The organism is Lentilactobacillus curieae (assembly GCF_000785105.2).
In the GTDB taxonomy this organism is placed as follows: domain Bacteria; phylum Bacillota; class Bacilli; order Lactobacillales; family Lactobacillaceae; genus Lentilactobacillus; species Lentilactobacillus curieae.
The window spans coordinates 753,438-771,765 of record NZ_CP018906.1 but is presented as its reverse complement, the minus strand read 5'-3'; the positions used below and the strand labels follow the sequence as shown (position 1 = coordinate 771,765).

Annotated in this window: 12 protein-coding genes and 1 pseudogene; 5 read left to right on the top strand and 8 right to left on the bottom strand. The window is 39.8% G+C overall.

Annotated elements, in window-relative coordinates:
• The 5 genes and pseudogenes from sufC to PL11_RS03700 all read right to left on the bottom strand — a co-directional run bounded on the left by sufC (nt 1) and on the right by PL11_RS03700 (nt 7,819).
• Nucleotides 1-765, bottom strand: coding sequence for a Fe-S cluster assembly ATPase SufC (gene sufC / locus PL11_RS03720; protein WP_035166448.1), 765 nt, complete (start codon nt 763-765; stop codon nt 1-3).
• Nucleotides 766-780: 15 nt separating this feature from the next.
• Nucleotides 781-1,368 (bottom strand): anaerobic ribonucleoside-triphosphate reductase activating protein, encoded by a 588-nt coding sequence (gene nrdG, locus PL11_RS03715; protein ID WP_035166447.1) that lies wholly within the window; start codon nt 1,366-1,368, stop codon nt 781-783.
• Nucleotides 1,361-3,538, bottom strand: a complete 2,178-nt coding sequence (gene nrdD / locus PL11_RS03710; protein ID WP_035166446.1) for an anaerobic ribonucleoside-triphosphate reductase — start codon at nt 3,536-3,538, stop codon at nt 1,361-1,363. Before nrdD ends, nrdG begins: the two co-directional genes overlap by 8 nt.
• Before the next feature lie 162 nt (nt 3,539-3,700).
• Nucleotides 3,701-6,768 (bottom strand): annotated as a pseudogene (gene carB / locus PL11_RS03705) (carbamoyl-phosphate synthase large subunit).
• Complete coding sequence (locus PL11_RS03700) at nt 6,761-7,819, bottom strand: carbamoyl phosphate synthase small subunit (protein WP_035166445.1); 1,059 nt, start codon at nt 7,817-7,819, stop codon at nt 6,761-6,763. The pseudogene carB and the gene PL11_RS03700 overlap by 8 nt, the downstream one beginning before the upstream one ends.
• Nucleotides 7,820-8,380: 561 nt before the next feature.
• Here PL11_RS03700 and PL11_RS03695 point away from each other — a divergent pair.
• Nucleotides 8,381-9,313, top strand: coding sequence for an aspartate carbamoyltransferase catalytic subunit (locus PL11_RS03695; RefSeq protein ID WP_418287668.1), 933 nt, complete (start codon nt 8,381-8,383; stop codon nt 9,311-9,313).
• A gap of 20 nt (nt 9,314-9,333) precedes the next feature.
• Nucleotides 9,334-10,605 (top strand): dihydroorotase, encoded by a 1,272-nt coding sequence (locus tag PL11_RS03690; protein WP_035166441.1) that lies wholly within the window; start codon nt 9,334-9,336, stop codon nt 10,603-10,605.
• A 92-nt stretch (nt 10,606-10,697) separates the two neighbouring features.
• On the opposite strand, the gene PL11_RS03685 is transcribed toward PL11_RS03690, so the two are convergent.
• Nucleotides 10,698-11,864: a phosphoglycerate dehydrogenase gene (locus PL11_RS03685; RefSeq protein WP_035166440.1), complete on the bottom strand. Its 1,167-nt coding sequence runs from the start codon at nt 11,862-11,864 to the stop codon at nt 10,698-10,700.
• A gap of 5 nt (nt 11,865-11,869) precedes the next feature.
• Nucleotides 11,870-12,955, bottom strand: a complete 1,086-nt coding sequence (gene serC / locus PL11_RS03680) for a 3-phosphoserine/phosphohydroxythreonine transaminase (protein ID WP_035166438.1) — start codon at nt 12,953-12,955, stop codon at nt 11,870-11,872.
• Between the two features lie 338 nt (nt 12,956-13,293).
• Here serC and PL11_RS03675 point away from each other — a divergent pair, with 338 nt between their 5' ends.
• Both PL11_RS03675 and PL11_RS03670 read left to right on the top strand, forming a co-directional pair.
• On the top strand, nt 13,294-14,685 hold the full coding sequence (locus PL11_RS03675) for an MFS transporter (protein ID WP_052127735.1): 1,392 nt from the start codon (nt 13,294-13,296) through the stop codon (nt 14,683-14,685).
• A gap of 71 nt (nt 14,686-14,756) precedes the next feature.
• On the top strand, nt 14,757-15,386 hold the full coding sequence (locus PL11_RS03670) for a histidine phosphatase family protein (RefSeq protein WP_035166437.1): 630 nt from the start codon (nt 14,757-14,759) through the stop codon (nt 15,384-15,386).
• Between the two features lie 136 nt (nt 15,387-15,522).
• Here the strand turns inward: PL11_RS03670 and PL11_RS03665 are convergent, their stop codons facing one another.
• On the bottom strand, nt 15,523-16,278 hold the full coding sequence (locus tag PL11_RS03665) for an SGNH/GDSL hydrolase family protein (RefSeq protein ID WP_035166436.1): 756 nt from the start codon (nt 16,276-16,278) through the stop codon (nt 15,523-15,525).
• A 392-nt stretch (nt 16,279-16,670) separates the two neighbouring features.
• On the opposite strand from PL11_RS03665, the gene PL11_RS03660 reads away from it, so the two are divergent.
• The gene (locus PL11_RS03660; RefSeq protein WP_035166435.1) at nt 16,671-18,323 is read left to right on the top strand and encodes a peptide ABC transporter substrate-binding protein; all 1,653 of its coding nucleotides are present in this window, start codon (nt 16,671-16,673) and stop codon (nt 18,321-18,323) included.
• Nucleotides 18,324-18,328: the final 5 nt, after the last annotated feature.

Sequence of the window (18,328 nt, the reverse complement as noted above, 5' to 3'; positions counted from 1 at the left end):
CTAATCACCTGTACTTTCCCCAACAAGGGTCTCTCTAATATCAGAATATCCAGTTTTTTCGAGCTGCTGAGCTAGTTCTGGGCCACCAGTTTCCACGATTTTGCCATCCATCATTATGTGGACAACGTCAGGAACTACATAGTTTAGCAGTCGCTGGTAATGGGTGACCATGAGGGCAGAAAATTTATTGTCCCGCATTGAGTTGATTCCTTTAGCTACAACCTTTAGTGCATCAATATCTAAACCAGAATCGATTTCATCCAAAATAGCTAACTCAGGTTGGAGCATCATCATCTGGAGAATTTCATTGCGCTTCTTTTCACCCCCAGAAAAATCTTCGTTTAGATCTCTTTCGGCTACTTCTGGCTTCATGTCTAGAAAATTCATGTTCTGTTCCAGCTTTTGCATGAACTGTAACACCGGAACAGCATGGTTTGCGTTTTTAGCATTCATGGCAGAATGGATGAAGTCAGCGTTTGATATTCCTGCTACCTCCATGGGATACTGCATAGCCAGGAATATTCCGTTTCTTGCTCGTTCATCAACAGTCATCTTGAGTAAGTCTTGCCCGTTAAGCATTATTTCACCGTCAGTGACCCTGTACCGAGGGTTTCCCATAATCGTTTCTGAAAGAGTAGATTTTCCGGTTCCATTAGGGCCCATCAAAGCGTGTACTTCACCGTCATTTATTGTCAGGTTGACGCCGTTGAGAATTGTTTTATCTTCTACTGCAACGCTTAAATTTTTAATTTCCAGATTTGCCATGTGAGCCTCCGATTTTTACCGTACTAATTTATCCCAAATAACTACCTTGTTTTGGGCAAGTGACTTTGGAACATCAATAATTCTTTGGTTTGAGCTACCTCTAAATTGGAGCGTAAGATCCATTTTATCTTGCATAAATCGTCCGTCGACGAGGATATCTAGATAACTAAGCAAAGTTAATTTATCATACGATTCCTGCATCATTTCTTCCCAGGTGTAACCAGTCCATGACCAAATATCTTTGGTGTGACCAAATTCAGCCCGAATCCGGCGAACTAACTTTAAGCAGACTTCGGTGTTAAGAAATGGTTCACCGCCTAGAAGGGTTAATCCCTGAACGTAGTCTTGGGACATATCCTTGATGATTTGATCTTCAAGGTCTTGCGTATAAGGTTGGCCATAATGGAAACTCTGCGCTGCCTTGTTATAGCAGCCAGGGCAGTTAAACAAGCAACCAGATACATACAAACTACAGCGGACACCTTCACCATCAACAAAATTGAATGGCTTATAGTCAGCAACGTAGTTGATACTGTGGTCTTTAGCCAACCATTCTTGGGGTTGCGGATTTCTAGGTTTGCGGGTGGTTTTTGTTCTATCCATTTTGAATCTCACCCAGTTTCATATTTTTAACACGTGAACTGATTTCAACGTGACGTCCGTGAACCATTGGGCGCTTTTGTGGATTGCCTAAGTATCCACAAGTTCGTTTAACAACGTCACAAGTTTCTGGATCGCGGTTTCCACAGTCTGGGCATTCGAATCCACGGGCAGTTGGCTTAAATTCACCATCAAAACCACATTTATAGCAATGATCGATACATGTATTGGTCCCTAAATAGCCAACTTGATCATATGCCCAGTCCCAGACAGCTTCGAGTGCTTTAGGGTTTTGCTTGAGGTTTGGGTATTCACAGTAGTGAATGAAACCACCTGAAGCATACTTTGGATAATCCTTTTCAAATGCTAACTTTTCAAATGGAGTTGGGTTCTTTCTAACGTCGTAATGGAAACTGTTCGTGTAATATTCCTTTTCAGTGATGTCTTTAATTTTACCGAACTTTTTAATGTCGTCTTCACAAAAAGTATCTGTTAGTGATTCTGCAGGCGTTGAGTAAACGGAAAAGTGATAGTCATATTCCTTTTCCCAAGCAACACAGTAATCATGTAGTTTTTTGACGATTCCTAAGGTAAAGTCGTGGGCTTCCTGGTTGTGTTCCCACTTTGGACCATAGAATACGGTACCGACTTCATAGAGACCGATGTATCCCAAGGATACGGTCGCTCTACGGTGAGTAAATAGTTCATCAACAGAATCACCTTCATTAAGGCGTTTACCAAATGCACCGTATTGGTACAAAATTGGCGCATTTTCTGGTTTTGCTTGCTTTACTCTCTCAACTTTATTGAGTAGGGCTTTCTTAGCGACTTGGAGGCGATCATCAAAGATTTCTTCAAATACTCTCTTATCGCCGTGGGATTCAATGGCAATTCTTGGTAGGTTGATTGTTACAACTCCGAGGTTCATGCGGCCAGAATTTACTTCCTTGCCGTTCTCGTCTTTCCACCCTTGAAGGAAACTACGGCAGCCCATTGGAGCCTTGAAACTTCCAGTCAATTCCTTGATTTTATCGTACATTAAAATGTCAGGGTACATCCGTTTAGTTGCACACTCGACAGCTAATTCCTTGATGTCATAGTTAGGATCACCTGGTTTCAAATTTAATCCGCGTTTTAGAGTGAAAACAAGCTTAGGAAAGATTGCCGTTCTGTGTTGCTTGCCAAGCCCTTTGATTCGGATTTGCAGAATCGATTTTTGAATTTCACGTTCGATCCAAGAAGTCCCTAAACCAAAACCAACTGTGGTAAATGGTGTTTGACCTTGTGATGAGAACAGGGTGTTGATCTCATACTCTAATGCTTGCATAGCATCGTAGATGTCTTTTTTAGTCTTACTCTTGGCGTACTCTTCCCGCTTATCTTCTGGAACCCATTTTTCAGCATCTCTTAAATGTTTCTTGTAGTTTAGTTCTGCGAATGGTGCCAATAGTTCATCTGCACGATCAGCTGAGCAACCACCGTATTGACTTGATGCCACATTGGCAATTATTTGTGACATTTGAGCAGTTGCGGTTTGAATAGATTTTGGTGACGCAACATCAGCGTTTCCAATTTTAAACCCGTTCGTGAGCATTTCCTTAAAATCAACTAAACAGCAGTTAGTCATTTCAGTTAATGGGGAGTAGTCGAGATCATGGTAATGAATATCACCGCGTAAATGGGCCTTAGCGACCGTTTGTGGCATCATTGTTAGTCCAAGTGACTTACCGACCATCCCGGCAGTTAAATCGCGTCGGGTGCTAAAAACGTCACTGTCTTTATTCGCGTTTTCATGAACAATTGTGTCAGAATTGTTGAAGAATTGATTCAGTTTAGTTTTGGGATCAGTAATCCGTTCAAAAGAAGCAACATCATTTTGTCTATATGTAGTATATTGGTTTAGTAGGTCATTTTGACCAGCGACTTCTAAGGCTTGTTTAAAAATTTCCCGGATTTTATCAGTAGTGATTGTCGCAGTTCCCTCAATTGCTGAGAGAATAGTTGCGTAAAGGCTAGCCTTTAGTTCGGAATCATCTGTTAACTCATCCAGAACTAAGCTAATTTTGTAGGGATAGAATTTAGTCTTTTCCCCATCGGCCTTGATTACAGTGGTTGAGTTTAATAATTTATCTTCGATTTCTTGAGTAGAAGTTATATTCTTAATTACATCCATATCCAGCGCCCCTTTTTGAAATGTCTGAGATTATTGTATGGTTTTGTGAAACACATTTCAACCATATATTGTGTGCTATTTAATCAAAAACACAACATATAGTATGTAAAAAGCGGCTCAGAATGCTATATTCTGAGCCGCTTTCATATTTAAATATTTATTTTAACTAATTGTTACATTTTTAGGTGATAGTGATTTTACAGTATCAAAAGCAGTAAATAGAGGAGTTTGATGGCTTAATGCGGCCAAAATTAGTTGGCGGTCGCTAGTGGTGTCATCAGATGTTGCCAAGACGAATGCTAGGTCATCAGGCCAGTCCATTCCGTGTGAATATTCAATAACTTTAAATCCATTGTTGGTTAATTCGGAAACCGTTTCAGCATTGTTACCATCGGTTTGCGAAACAATTATGTTTTGGGCTGATGAATCAGAATCGTAGTGATAACTGTCAAACAAAGCTTTGTGATAGGCTTCTTCAAAAGTATCGCCTGAGCCAATATCTTCTCCTGTTGACTTCATTTCAGGGCTAAGAGCGGTCGGAGCATCAGGGAGTTTTGCGAATGAAAATACCGGTGCCTTAACAAACACTTTGTCTGGTTCTGGATAAAGTCCTGCATTCAAACCAAGATCCGCTAATGATTTACCTAAAATTAGGTGAGTTGCTAGCTGAGCTAAATGCATTTTAGTAATCTTGCTCATGAATGGCACCGTTCTTGATGCCCGAGGGTTAACTTCAATGACGTAGACATCATCGGCAACGATAAACTGAATGTTCATCATTCCCACTGCATGAACTTGTTTTCCAATCTTTGTAGCCACTGCAACAATTTTTGTCTTTTGTTCATCCGTTAGGTGCTGTGGTGGGTACATTGCAACAGAGTCTCCTGAGTGGACTCCAGATCCCTCTAAATGTTCCATAATTCCTGGAACAAATACGTCTTTGCCGTCACTTAGAATATCGACTTCGCATTCAATCCCCTTAATGTATTGATCAATTAGGATGGGTTGACCATGACTCGCCTTAAGTGCAGGTCCTAAGTAATCGTTTAATTCGCCTTCGTTATCAACAACGGCCATTCCTCGACCACCAAGAACGAAACTTGGACGAACTAAGACTGGATAACCAAGCTTTTTGGCGATTCCTTTCGCTTCTTCGGCTGACATTGCAGTCATTCCCTTTGGATGAGAAATGTTTTGACTGATCAATAGATCTTCGAATTGTGGCGGTTTTCAGTTTGTTCAATTCCCTTAAGGGATGTACCCAGAATCTTAACTCCACGCTTGGTAAGTTCTTCAGTCAAGTTAATTGCAGTTTGACCACCAAACTCAACGACAACCCCCAGAGGATGTTCAAGATCAATGACGTTCATAACGCTATCGATAGTTAAAGGTTCAAAGTATAGCTTATCGGAAATCGAGAAATCAGTGGAAACCGTTTCGGGGTTGTTATTGATTATAATTGCGTTGTATCCTGCAGCTTGAATTGCTTTAACACTGTGGACAGTGGCGTAATCGAACTCAACTCCTTGACCAATTCTGATTGGTCCTGCACCGATAACTAGAACGCTGTTTCCAAGCGGTTTACTTTCGTTTTCGGTTCCCATTGTGCTGTAGAAATATGGGGTAGTGCTTTCAAATTCAGCTGCACAAGTATCAACCATTTTATAAACCATGTGCTGATTGGCCATTGAGTCTAGTTTTGCTAGTTCTTTATCAGTTGCTTGGTGAACAGCTTTGATCATTGCATTGGTAAAACCGGCTTTTCTTGCCTTCTCAACTAGTTGTGCTGATAGCAGGCCACCTTTGAGTTCCTTTTGGATGTCAACAATGTGTTGCAACTTTTCAAGGAAGAACTTATCAATTTTAGTTGCGTTATAAATAGAGTTGATTGATGCTCCTTCACCGAGGGCGGTCAAAATCTTAAATAGACGAATGTCTGTTGGAGTTTCAATTTCTTTTAGTAAAACTGCTAGTTTTTTGGTTGTGTCTTCTGGAGATAGTAGATTAGTCTGTAATTCATCATCAAGTTCCAAAGAACTAATGGCTTTGACCAATGATTCTTCGATTGATGTACCAATTGCCATAACTTCCCCAGTAGCCTTCATCTGGGTACCTAGGGTGTTGTCAGCATTGGTAAACTTATCAAAAGCAAAACGAGGAATCTTAGCTACGACGTAGTCCAATGCAGGTTCAAACATTGCAAACGTGGTTTCCGTAATTGGGTTGATAATTTCATCTAAATTAAGACCGACAGCAATTTTAGCAGCAATTTTGGCGATTGGATAACCAGTTGCTTTTGAAGCTAGAGCAGAAGAACGGCTAACACGTGGGTTAACTTCAATTACGTAGTAGTTTTCACTAGTTGGGTCCTGAGCTAGCTGAACGTTACAGCCACCTTCGATTTTTAGAGCGTTAACTATAGTAAGTGATGCATCACGTAAACGCTGATATTCTTTATCAGTTAGAGTCTGGGTTGGGGCAAACACAATTGAATCACCAGTATGAACTCCGACTGGATCAAAGTTTTCCATTCCCGTAACAATAATCGAACTTCCGTTATGGTCACGCATTACTTCAAATTCAATTTCTTTATACCCAGCAATACTCTTTTCAATCAAGCATTCCGTGGTTGGTGACATGGTTAAACCACGGCTTAAAATGGTTTCCATTTGGTTTGCGTTTTTAGCAATTCCACCGCCAGTTCCACCAAGTGTATATGCGGGACGAATGATAACAGGGTAACCAATTGATTCGGCAAAATCTAATCCTTCTTGAAGCTCATAGACTGTCTTTGATGCTGGGATTGGTTGGCCCAACTCATTCATTAAACTCTTAAACTCTTCACGGTCTTCGGCTTGGTTGATAGTTTTAAGGCTGGTACCCAGTAACTCAATTCCGAGTTCGTCTAGGATGCCGTCTTTACTTAGTTGAACAGCAAGGTTCAGTCCTGTTTGTCCACCCAGAGTTGGCAGAATTGCATCAGGGTGTTCCTTGTTAATGATTTTTTTGATGCTAGGCAAAGTTAGTGGTTCTAGATATACTTTATCTGCAATTTCATCATCTGTCATGATGGTGGCAGGGTTTGAGTTTATCAAGATAACTTCGTAGCCCTCTTCTCGCAAACTTAGACATGCCTGGCTTCCAGAATAATCAAATTCGGCTGCTTGACCAATAATGATTGGACCCGATCCAATAATCACGATTTTGTTAATGTCTGTTCTTTTAGGCATTGACTACACCTCCGTTGACTGTGTTTAGAAATTTATCAAATAGTTCAGTAGCTTCGTGTGGACCAGGTGCAGCTTCTGGGTGAAATTGGACTGAGAAAATTGGTTTTCCAGGATAACGCAAACCTTCACACGTTTTATCGTTAACTTCAATTGCAGTCAATTCCAGTGGGGTGTCAGCAATTGAGTCAATATCTACTGCATAACCATGGTTTTGTGAAGTAATAAAAATCTTGCCGGTTTGTAAATCTTTAACTGGATGATTAATCCCTCTGTGTCCGAATGGTAACTTGTATGTTTTGGCGCCATTTGCTAAAGCGAGTAGTTGGTGCCCAAGGCAGATACCGAAGATTGGGTATTTTTCTTGGAGCGCCTGGATTACTGGCACAAAGGCTTCCCAGTCAGTTGGATCACCAGGACCGTTTGAAAGTAAAATTCCAGATGGATGGAGTGATTCAATATCTTGCAGTGTAGATTCTGGTGAAACTACCGTTACGTTCACGTTTTCTTGTTGAAGTAATGAAACGATATTGTCTTTGACACCAAAGTCAACGAGGACAATTTCTTTAGTCTCTGAGTTTGCTTGACTGCTAAACTTCTTCTCTTCAATTACTGATAAGTTTGGAGTTTGCGTTTCTTCTTGGTTAATTGGTTGATTGGTCAAGCTAGCTTTCATTGTTCCGTATCGGCGAATGATCTTAGTAAGTTGGCGAGTGTCTACGCCACTGATTGCAGGAACCCCTGCTTGTTTAAGAAATGAATTCATGGTTAATACGCTTTGGTAATGGGAAACTTCATCAGTCATTTCGCGAACTACAACTGCCCGTGCAGTAACTGAATCTGATTGGCTTGTTGCCATTGAAATCCCGTAATTTCCAATAAGTGGGTAAGTGAATAGGATGATTTGGCCTTCGTATGAAGGATCAGTTACCGTTTCCTGGTAGCCGGTCATACTGGTAGTGAAAACTAATTCACCATCAATTTCTGCAGTTTTATCACCGCAGGCTTCACCAACGAAGGTATCACCATTTTCTAAAGTTAGATATTTCTTCATTTCCGAACCTCCTGATTATCGTCGACACAAAAGTTCATGCGTTTGGTTATAAAAGATAGATGGAAAATGATGCTTTGTCAAGAGAAAATATACGAAAATATGGTTAAATATGAAAATATATTAAAAAGTTTTGCATACTACGCATAAATATAAAAATGTCGGATTCCGACAAAATGGTTACTGTCTAAGCTGAATTTCTATATTATTATCCTAAATTTTGGTTGTTTTACGAACTTTGGATAAATAAACAAAAACAAATTTAGATTTAGGGGTTGCTTTCTGATCAGAATTAGAATATTATTTTGGATAAAGTTAATTGCCTTTAACAATAACCCCGTGAGGTTAAGAAGGATCGACGAAGAAACTTGCTATTAGTAGCAGACTAAAAGCAGCCTCTTTACCCACGGACGGTAGAGAGGCTGTTTTCTTTATAAAAATAAAAATAAGTTAATTTGCTCCCGTGAGAGCAAAACGCACATACTACTACAGGTGAACCCTGGATTAGGCGCTTTGCAAACACGGCAAGGCGCTTTTTTTAGGAGGAATTTTACCATGATGGAAATGACTAACGTACTCAGTTTTGAAAATGTTTTGAGCATGGAAGATTTAAGTGCTGCCGATGTTTTGGAATTTATTAAAGAAGCTTCACAATTTAAGAACGGCAAGGAAGTTACTTTAACCAGACCCGTATATGCATCAAACTTGTTCTTCGAAAACAGTACAAGAACCCACACCAGTTTTGAAATGGCAGAACGGAAACTTGGAATGAACGTAGTAAACTTTGATCCTTCAACTAGTTCATTAAGCAAGGGTGAATCAATGGCCGATACTGTGAAAACTCTTCAAGCAATTGGCGTTGACCTAGTTGCTATCCGTGACCGTAAGAATGAATACTACAAGGATTTGGTTGAAGATCCAAATGTTCATTTAGGAATTGCCAACGGTGGTGACGGTTCAGGACAACATCCATCACAATCACTTCTAGATATGATGACTATTTATGAAGAATTCGGTCATTTTGAAGGACTTAAAGTTGCGATTATCGGTGACTTAGCTCACTCACGTGTGGCTCGTTCGAACATGGAAGTATTAACTAAACTGGGTGCTAAGGTATACTTTGGCGGACCAGAAAAGTGGTTTAACGAAGACTTTGCTGAATATGGTGAATGGCGTGAAATCGATGAATTGGTACCAGAAATGGACGTCATGATGTTCCTCAGAGTTCAACACGAACGACTCGCTGCTGATGAAAATGGTTCATTCTCAGATGTTAAGTATCATGAAACATACGGTTTGACCCAAGCACGTGAACGTCGCATGAAGGATGATGCAATCATCATGCATCCAGCTCCAGTAAACCGCGACGTTGAAATTGCTGACGAATTGGTTGAATGCGACCGCTCAAGAATCTTCGCCCAAATGTCTAACGGTGTGTTCATTAGAATGGCAATTCTTGCTAGCATGCTTAGATATCGCGGATTAATCGAAGAATAGAATAGATAGGATGAATTTAAATGCGGACGTTAGTTAAAAATGGTCAATTGCTTGTTGATAACAAGCTAGTTTCTCAAGATGTTTTGATTGAAAATGGAATTGTTTCTTCTATATTAATGCCCGGCCAAGATGTTGCCGCAGACGAGACGATTGATGCTGCTGGAAAGTTTGTTTCTCCGGGGCTTGTAGATGTGCACGTTCACTATCGCGAACCTGGTTATACGGAAAAGGAAACTATTAGAACTGGGACATTGGCAGCTGCGCACGGTGGTTACACAACTGTATGTGCGATGCCAAATCTTAATCCAACTCCTGATACAGTTGAACATTTAACTGATCAAATTAAGTTGAATGACGAAAAGGCAGTTGTTAAAGTTCTCCAATATGCAACGATTACTGAAAATCGTGAGGGTGACAAACTTGTTGATTTTGCTGCATTGAAGAATGCCGGTGCGTTTGCTTTTTCTAACGACGGTAGTGGAATTCAGACTAGCGAAACAATGTATAAAGCAATGCAAGAAGCAGCTAAACTTGAAATGGCAGTTGTTGCGCACGTCGAGGATTCTTCACTATCCGCCGGTGGTGCCCTTGCCGAAACTGCTGCTGAACGGATTGGGGTTAAACCAATTCCATGGGTTAGTGAGACAGCACAAGTTGCTAGGGATTTAATGCTAGCTGAATCGGCTGGTGCTCACTATCACGTTTGCCACGTATCTTCAAAGCACACTGTTGAAATAATTAGAGCTGCCAAACGTCATGGGATTAATGTTACATGTGAAGTTACACCACACCACTTATTACTAACAGAAGACGACATTGTAGAAGACAATTCACTGTTTAAGATGAATCCACCTTTGAGAAGCGAAGAGGATCGTCAGGCGTTGGTTGATGGTTTACTTGATGGAACAATTGATATGATTGCTACTGACCATGCTCCGCACACACCAGATGAGAAAAATAAGCCAATTAGTAAGGCACCATTTGGAATCACTGGAAGCGAGACCGCATTTTCAATGCTATACACAAAGTATGTAAAAACTGGAATCTTTACGTTAGAACAACTTGTTGGCTGGTTAGCTAAGAAGCCTGCAAGAGTATTTAACATCAAAGGTGCTGGCGAAATCAGTGTTGGCTCACCAGCTGATTTAGCGGTATTTAATCTAGATGATGCTAGCTCAATTAAAGAGATTGAGTTTGAATCTAAGGGTAAAAATTCACCATTTGTTGGCGAAAAAGTATATGGCCAAACTGAATTAACAATGGTTGATGGCCAGGTAGTGTACCAAAAATAAATAGTTAAAAAACACCGTGATAATTTCATTGTCTTGAAATTATCACGGTGTTTTTTTATCCAGATATCTGCTCCACGCAGTCCTGGTCTATTTTACTTTTCAATCACGCGGGTTTTATATACTGAGCCAATCTTATCAAGTTCATTGATAACTTCGTCTACTTGTTTTTCTTGCAGATGATTAGTGTCGATAATCGTGTAGGCTACTTCTTTTCTTGCGGCGTTAGACATACTTTCAATGTTGATGTTTTCGTTTGCTAATGCCGTGGCAATTTGACCCACCATGTTAGGAATGTTTTTGTGAATAATTGTAATTCGGTAAGGTGAATTAAATGGTACTGAAAGGTTTGGCAAGTTAACTGAATCATGTACGTTACCTGTTTCCAAGTAACTCATGATTGTAGTGGCACCCTTAGTAGCCCCGTTAACTTCGGCTTCTTCAGTTGAACCACCGATATGAGGCGTAATTACAACATCATTGCGGTTAAGCAAAACGTCGTCACCGAAGTCAGTCATGAACGAGTGTAGTTTGCCAGCATCCAAAGCTACAACCGCAGCTTCGTTATCGACGATACCACCTCTAGCAAAGTTTAATAGGGTAGCACCATTTTTCATGTTTGCAATTGCTGGGGTTCCAATCATCCCAGTTGTCTCGTCATTCTTAGGTACATGAACCGTCACGAAGTCGGCATCCTTAATTGCATCATTAAAAGATTCAGCACGGTTGATGTCAGTCGAAATTTGCCATGCGGCATCAGCAGAAAGATAGGGATCGTAACCGATAACTTTCATTCCGAGTGCACTTGCAGCGTTTGCAACGAGTGAACCAACGTGGCCAACTCCGATAACAGCTAGCGTTTTGCCTTCGAGTTCTTCACCGTTAAACTTGGTTTTATCTTTTTCGGCTCTTAGTGAGATGTCTGCACCACTATTTTGGGCAGAGTATGCAGCGGCTGCGAATAGGTTTCTTGAAGCCGCAACCAGCATTGCAATGACAATCTCTTTTACAGCATTTGCATTACTTCCGGGAGTTGTGAAAACAGCGATTCCATTTTCAGTGGCCTTGTCGATAGGGATGTTATTGAATCCAGCACCGGCTCTGGCAATGACCTTCAAGTTACTTGGAAAATCGTGTTCGTGCATATCTACAGAACGAATTAGGTACGCATCAGCGTTGTCTGTTTTGTTGATTTCATAGTTATTTGTGAATTTGGCTAAGCCTTCCTGGGCAATTGCATTAAAAGTTTTAATTTGATACATATTAGTTATCCCCTTTTATTGTTCTTTTCAAAGTTATCTAAAAAGTCAACTAACGCTTGAGCACCTTCTACTGGCATTGCGTTATACAAGCTTGCTCTAAGGCCGCCAACACTTCTGTGACCTTTAAGACTCATTAAACCGTGATCAGTTGCAGCCTTAATAACTTGTGCGTCTAAGTCATCACTTCCAGTGGTAAATGGAATGTTCGTTAATGAGCGGTCGCTTGGTTTGATGTGGTTACTAAACATTTGTGACTGATCAAGAAAGTCGTAAAGTAATCCTGATTTGTGCTCATTTATTTTTTGCATTTCTGACACGCCACCGAGATCTTTAAGCCACTTTAAAACAAGTCCTGCGGCGTAGATTGGGAATACAGGCGGCGTATTATATAGGGAATTCTTTTTTACAAATAGGTTGTAATCCAACATACTAGGAATTTTTTCGACTGGATGAACTAAGTCATCTCTGACAATCACAACTGTTACACCAGCAGGACCTAGGTTCTTTTGAGCACCTGCGAAAATTAAACCGTAATCATTGACGTTATACGTTTCGGCCAAGAAGTTTGACGACATGTCTGCTACTAAAGTGGTATTTGGTAATTTTTCTGGCGTATGGTAAGCAGTTCCTTCGATGGTGTTGTTCATCGTTAGGTGAAGGTAATCATACACACTGCCATTAGTATCTTTAGGTAGGTGGGGTAATGATTGATAATGATTATCTTTAGTCGATGCTAGTGTATCAACTTCAAATCCTAACTTGACTGCTTCGTCTCCGGCTCGAGCTGCCCAATGACCACTGTCTAGTAGAGCGATTTTATGATTGTTAGTTGCTAGATTTAATGGAGCAGCGGCAAATTGACCAGTTCCGCCACCTTGGAAAAACAGAATGTGGTAGTTATCGGGGATACCCATGAGTTCTTTCAAATCGTTTTTGGCATCCTCAAGGATATTTTCGAACAGAGAGGAGCGATGAGATATTTCCAGGACACTCATTCCTGAACCGTGAACAGATGGTAGTTCCTCTTGAATTTGTTTGATAACTGAATCGGGTAGTTTTGCTGGCCCGGCAGCGTAATTGTATATCTTCATCATTTCCACTCCTTCTAAAAATAAAAAAGTCCCCACAGTTTACCTGTGAGGACTCACACTTTCGCTAATTAAGCGGCCTCGCAGAAGTTATGACAACCTATGCGGGACCCTAATGTCATGTTTTGCAACCAAAACTAGGCCCACTTAGGTTGGTATGTGGACCAGGAGGATGATACATTGTTGAATTTAATTGTTAATTTCATTAAATTATTCCTCCTCATTGGTATAAATAAAACTTACCAAATTTTAATTTAAAAAGCAACTGTCATAAATAGTTTTGTCCTTTACTCAATATTTCGCTAATATTAATAGTTGAGAACTTTTAGGAGGAAAAACGATTGGATACTACTGAAACAAAAATCAGTCGGAAGTCATTTTTAGCAATTGCGACTATTGCTACTTTGACATTTATCGGGGTCCTTACAGAAACTTCGATGAACGTTACCTTTCCTGCGCTGATGAAAACTTATGGGGTAAATATGAATACTGTTCAATGGGTAACGACTGGGTACTTGTTAACCGTTGCGCTGTTAATGATTACCTCCGCATTTTTAAAGAGACGATTTAAAAATGTTCAGTTATTCACCGCAGCCGCTATTCTGTACATAATCGGTGACTTAATGTGTATCTTTGCTCCGAATTTTTGGATGCTGTTATTGGGCAGAATAGTTCAGTCAGGGTGTGTGGGAATTTCTGGTCCGCTAATGACTAATATTATGTTGGAGCTTGTTCCTAGACGTAAATTAGGGCTTTATTTAGGAATGGGGAGCTTAATCATTCTAATTGCTCCGGCAATTGGCCCCTCGTTTGGCGGTTTGATGGTTTACCTTTCAGATTGGCGGTTAATATTTTGGTCAACATTACCAATTGCTGTGATTGACTTATTTATTGGTAGAAGGGTAATTGGCCAATATTCAGAAACTGTTAAAATCGAATTCGATTGGGTTAGGTTTGTGGTTCTTTCAGTCGGGATAGTTGCCTTAATTTTAGGTTTAAACTTGGCAACGAGCGATAATGGCTGGATCAAGTTTGCAGTTTTATTTGTTTTCTCAATGATAATGCTGATTATCTTTTACCTTCAATCAAAGAACAGCAACAAAGCATTGTTTAACCTAAAAGTATTTAAGGATTCTATCTTTGCTTTAAGCTTTTTGCCATACGTCTTTTTGCAGTTAAGCAACATTGGAATCAACTTTCTGTTACCAAATTACGTTCAATTGGTTAATCATTCTAGCTCATTAGTGGGAGGGATGATATTATTGCCAGGAAGTTTGCTTAATGGTTTTGGTCAGCCACTATACGGGTACATGTTAGATCGGTTTGGTGGTAAATTGCCATTATATTTGGGTAACTTTTTGGTTGCCGTTTCAATGGTTGTTATGGTTATAATGGGATCCACAATGACGATTCCAGTAATTATTGTGCTATACCTGATTTTCAGTATTGGTCGCTCGATGGCATTTGGAAATACCATGACATATGGGTTAAAAGTCATGAATCAGAATCTGAGAAACGATGCAAACGCGGTTTATAATACGGGGCAACAACTAGCGGGTTCAGTTGGTACTACAATTATGGCTGCTTTAATGACTGGTATCAGTCTACCAGGTAATTCCAACGTCCAAAATGTGGCAATTGGTAGTCAGGTATCATTCGGATTAGTTCTAGTGTTGGTACTAATAAACTTTGCTGTTTTAAGGAAACTTTTTAAGACACCAACAGAGGCTTAAGTAGCATTAAACACTTGACCAAATAAAGGTTGTTTAGCAGAATTGTAGTAATTAAAAATCGGAGGGTGCAAATGACTAACTTTTACTTTGTACGTCACGGCCAAACTTCAGCTAACAAAGCTGGTTTGAAGCAGGGGACAATTAACTCGGAAATCACTAATTTAACGGAAGTTGGAAAGAGTCAAGCTAACCAACTTCATGATCAGCTTGATATTGGGTTTGCAAGTCTAATCGTATCAAGCCCGTTACAGCGAACTGTTGATACAGCAGCGATTTTAAACCAGAACGCAAACCTAAAAACGGAAACCGATGAACGTCTCTTGGAGATTTCGTATGGAGAATGGGATGGGCAAAGCAATGCTGACCTCAAAGATAAGTTTCCTGAAGTCTTTGATCCCGTCTTAAATGACGTTTTACCTGAGTATGCTAGTCTTGCCAACGGGGAAACATTTCAGCAAGTTATATACCGGGCTAAGCAATTTATGATGGACTATGCAAAACAGTACCCGCAAGGTGATATTATTGCTGTAACCCATGGATTTACAATTAAGGCTGCTGTGTTAGGAGCCACCAATAATTCGGATGACTTGATGGCGGTGGAAGAGCCCGACAATTGTAGTGTCACTAAAATTACTTATGATAGAGAACATGAGAATTATTATGTCCGATACTTTAATCGCGTTGCGGATTCAAGGTTCTGAGGAGCATTTAGAAGTCTATGAATAGTGGGAATCACTCCTGACGCATACTGCGTGTTACAGCCATCTGGATAAAATAAAAAGTCGTTATAATTTCATTCTTGAAATTATAGCGACTTTTTTCAGCTCTATTTCTGATTTACTTGTTATAAACATCTGCCATTACCTTAGCAATTTCAGCGACGTAGTACTTGGCTCCGACATCACCAACATGAACGTCGTCAGCTGCAAACCAAGCTTTATGGTGCTTAGAAAGCTTGTACCAGTTGACTACGTGTACATTACTGTGTTTTTTGGCAGTTTTAGCAATTAATTTGTTAGTTGTTTTTTCCCATGGCTGGGTTGGCACGTGGGTGTTAATCCAGAAAATTTGGCGTTTGGTTCCAACTTCTTTAAGAACTGAATTTACATCTGTTTGTGTAGGTGGTCCGTTTGTCCCCAAGTTAATAACGATATTATTAGCTAGACTTCCGTTAGCCTTTAGTTGAGCGACTATTCCTGGTAATTGGTTAAATTGTCTCCCAACTTCCCCATTCACAGTACTATGAGGCATAACTTCTTTAATTGCCCACTCGATATCAACCATGACCGAGTCCCCAATGGCTGTAACTTGGCGTTTTTTTGCATTAGCAACTTCAAATGAAGTTAACTTGTAGCGTTTAGCAATCTTTTTTTCAGCCTTTGTTAACTTGACTTTTGGCTGTGGCTTTTTCTTCGGTTTAGCCTTTTTTGTATTCGATTGCTGGCTAGATCTAGTTGCATCGTTTTTGTTTGTCGAACGACTCCTACTTATCGCAAATGCACCAATTCCAATGATTACCAGAATTGTGACTACCCACCAAATTATTTTTTTGGCTGAGTTTGACTTTGGTTCTTTCTCTACGTGCTTTGGCATTGTCTACCCCTCACAACAATTTAATAATGCTATCTTACCACGGTTTTAAAAATAACTGCGTTGACATTATAAAAATCTTTAGGTATTATTATTCCAAAATAAGTAGACGAAAGGGGAAAACCACGAATGTGCAAATTAGCCGCAGTTACTATGTGTTGTTCAATGTGTTCAGTACAAGTGCGCGCTGATCGTGGTTTTTCTGGTATTCAATTTTAGATATGATTCCCAGCTTTTGAGGGAAAAGTATATCTAGAAACTAGAAGTGCCTAGTATCGGTGTAGCTGATACTGGGCACTTTTTTTCTGCTTAATTTCGGAGGGATGGTCGAATTTTATGTGTAGTCCGATGTTGAAGTATCGAGGTTAAATTAACAAAAATCGGAGGAATTATTGATGAATAAAAAGGGAATTGTTGGACTTGTTGCTGCGGTGGTTATCGTTGGAGGAATTGGTGGCTTTGTTGTTGCCAACCGAAAGACGAATACCAATTCGCAAGGTGTGAAGGATCAAGTTATGAACTTAAGCGCAACTGCACCTTTGGATACGATTGATATCTCAAAGTCGTCTGGATATGGTCAAACTGGAAATGTATTTGAAAGTTTCTTTAGACTTGGTAAAAATGGTAAGGCTACTCCTGGACTAGCTAAGAGTTCATCTGTTTCAAAGGACGGAAAGACTTGGACGTTTAAATTGCGAGATGCTAAATGGAGTAATGGAGATCCAATTACAGCTAAAGACTTTGTTTATTCATGGAGACGAACGATTAACCCGAAAACTAAATCGGAATACGCATATTTATTTGATGGAATTAAAAATGCAAGTGCTGTTAATAGTGGTAAAAAGAGCCCTAATTCAATTGGTATTTCAGCAAAGGATAAGCAAACTGTAGTTGTGCAGTTAGATAAACCAATTGCTTATTTCAAGGTATTAATGGCTTACCCACTTTTTGGACCACAAAACGAGAAGGTAATTAAGCAGTACGGCAAGAAGTACGCTACAAAATCAAAATATATGGTTTATTCTGGCCCATTTAAGATTACTAATTGGACCGGAACTGGCAACAAGTGGTCATTTGTAAAGAATAATCAGTATTGGGATAAGAAGGTCGTTAAGCTTAACCGCATCAACTATACCGTTGTGCAAAATCCGTCAACTGGAATTGATTTGTATCAACAAAACAAGCTAGATCTGACACCACTTTCAACTGAACAAGTTAGAAACTATAAGAATAATAACGAATATAGGCAATATCCATATTCTTACAATACCTTCTTGAAGTATAACTTTGCTGATAGTAATGCTGCTAAGCGCAAGATTTTAAATAATCGAAATATCCGTCTAGCAATTTCCCTAGCAATCAATCGGGATCAATTAACCAAGAAAGTTTTAGGAGACGGTTCATCAACGCCAACTGGATTGGTTCCTTCAAATGTCGCCAAGGATCCAAAGAGTGGCCAAGACTTTTCTAAACAACAAGTGGTTAAAGATACGGTTGACTATAATTCCAAGTTAGCTAAAAAATATTGGCAAAAGGGATTGCAGGAATTGGGAATCAAGAAAGTTTCATTAGGTCTATTAGCTTCAAATGATGATCCAGAAGCAAGCACTGTAACTCAATATTTGAAAGCACAACTACAAAAAACATTATCTGGATTTACACTTGAGTTGAGATCTATTCCGGGTAATGCAGCCAATAGCTTAACCCAAAAGGGTGATTTTGACATCAGTTTGTCAGGTTGGGGTGCGGACTTTAATGACCCAATTTCTCACTTACAAATCCCTGCAAAGGGCACCCCTTATAACTATGGAAAATACGATAATAAAGAATACAATCAACTGATTGAAAAAGCCTCAAATCAGGATGCCAATAATCATGAGAAACGTTGGGATGACTTGGTTAATGCAAGTAAGACACTTAATCGTGATCAAGGAATTACGCCGCTCTATCAACAAGTAACTGCATACCTGCAAAAACCAACAATTCACGGGGTGATTCATAACACTGCCGGAACACAATGGAACTATAAATATGCATATATGAAGTGACACTG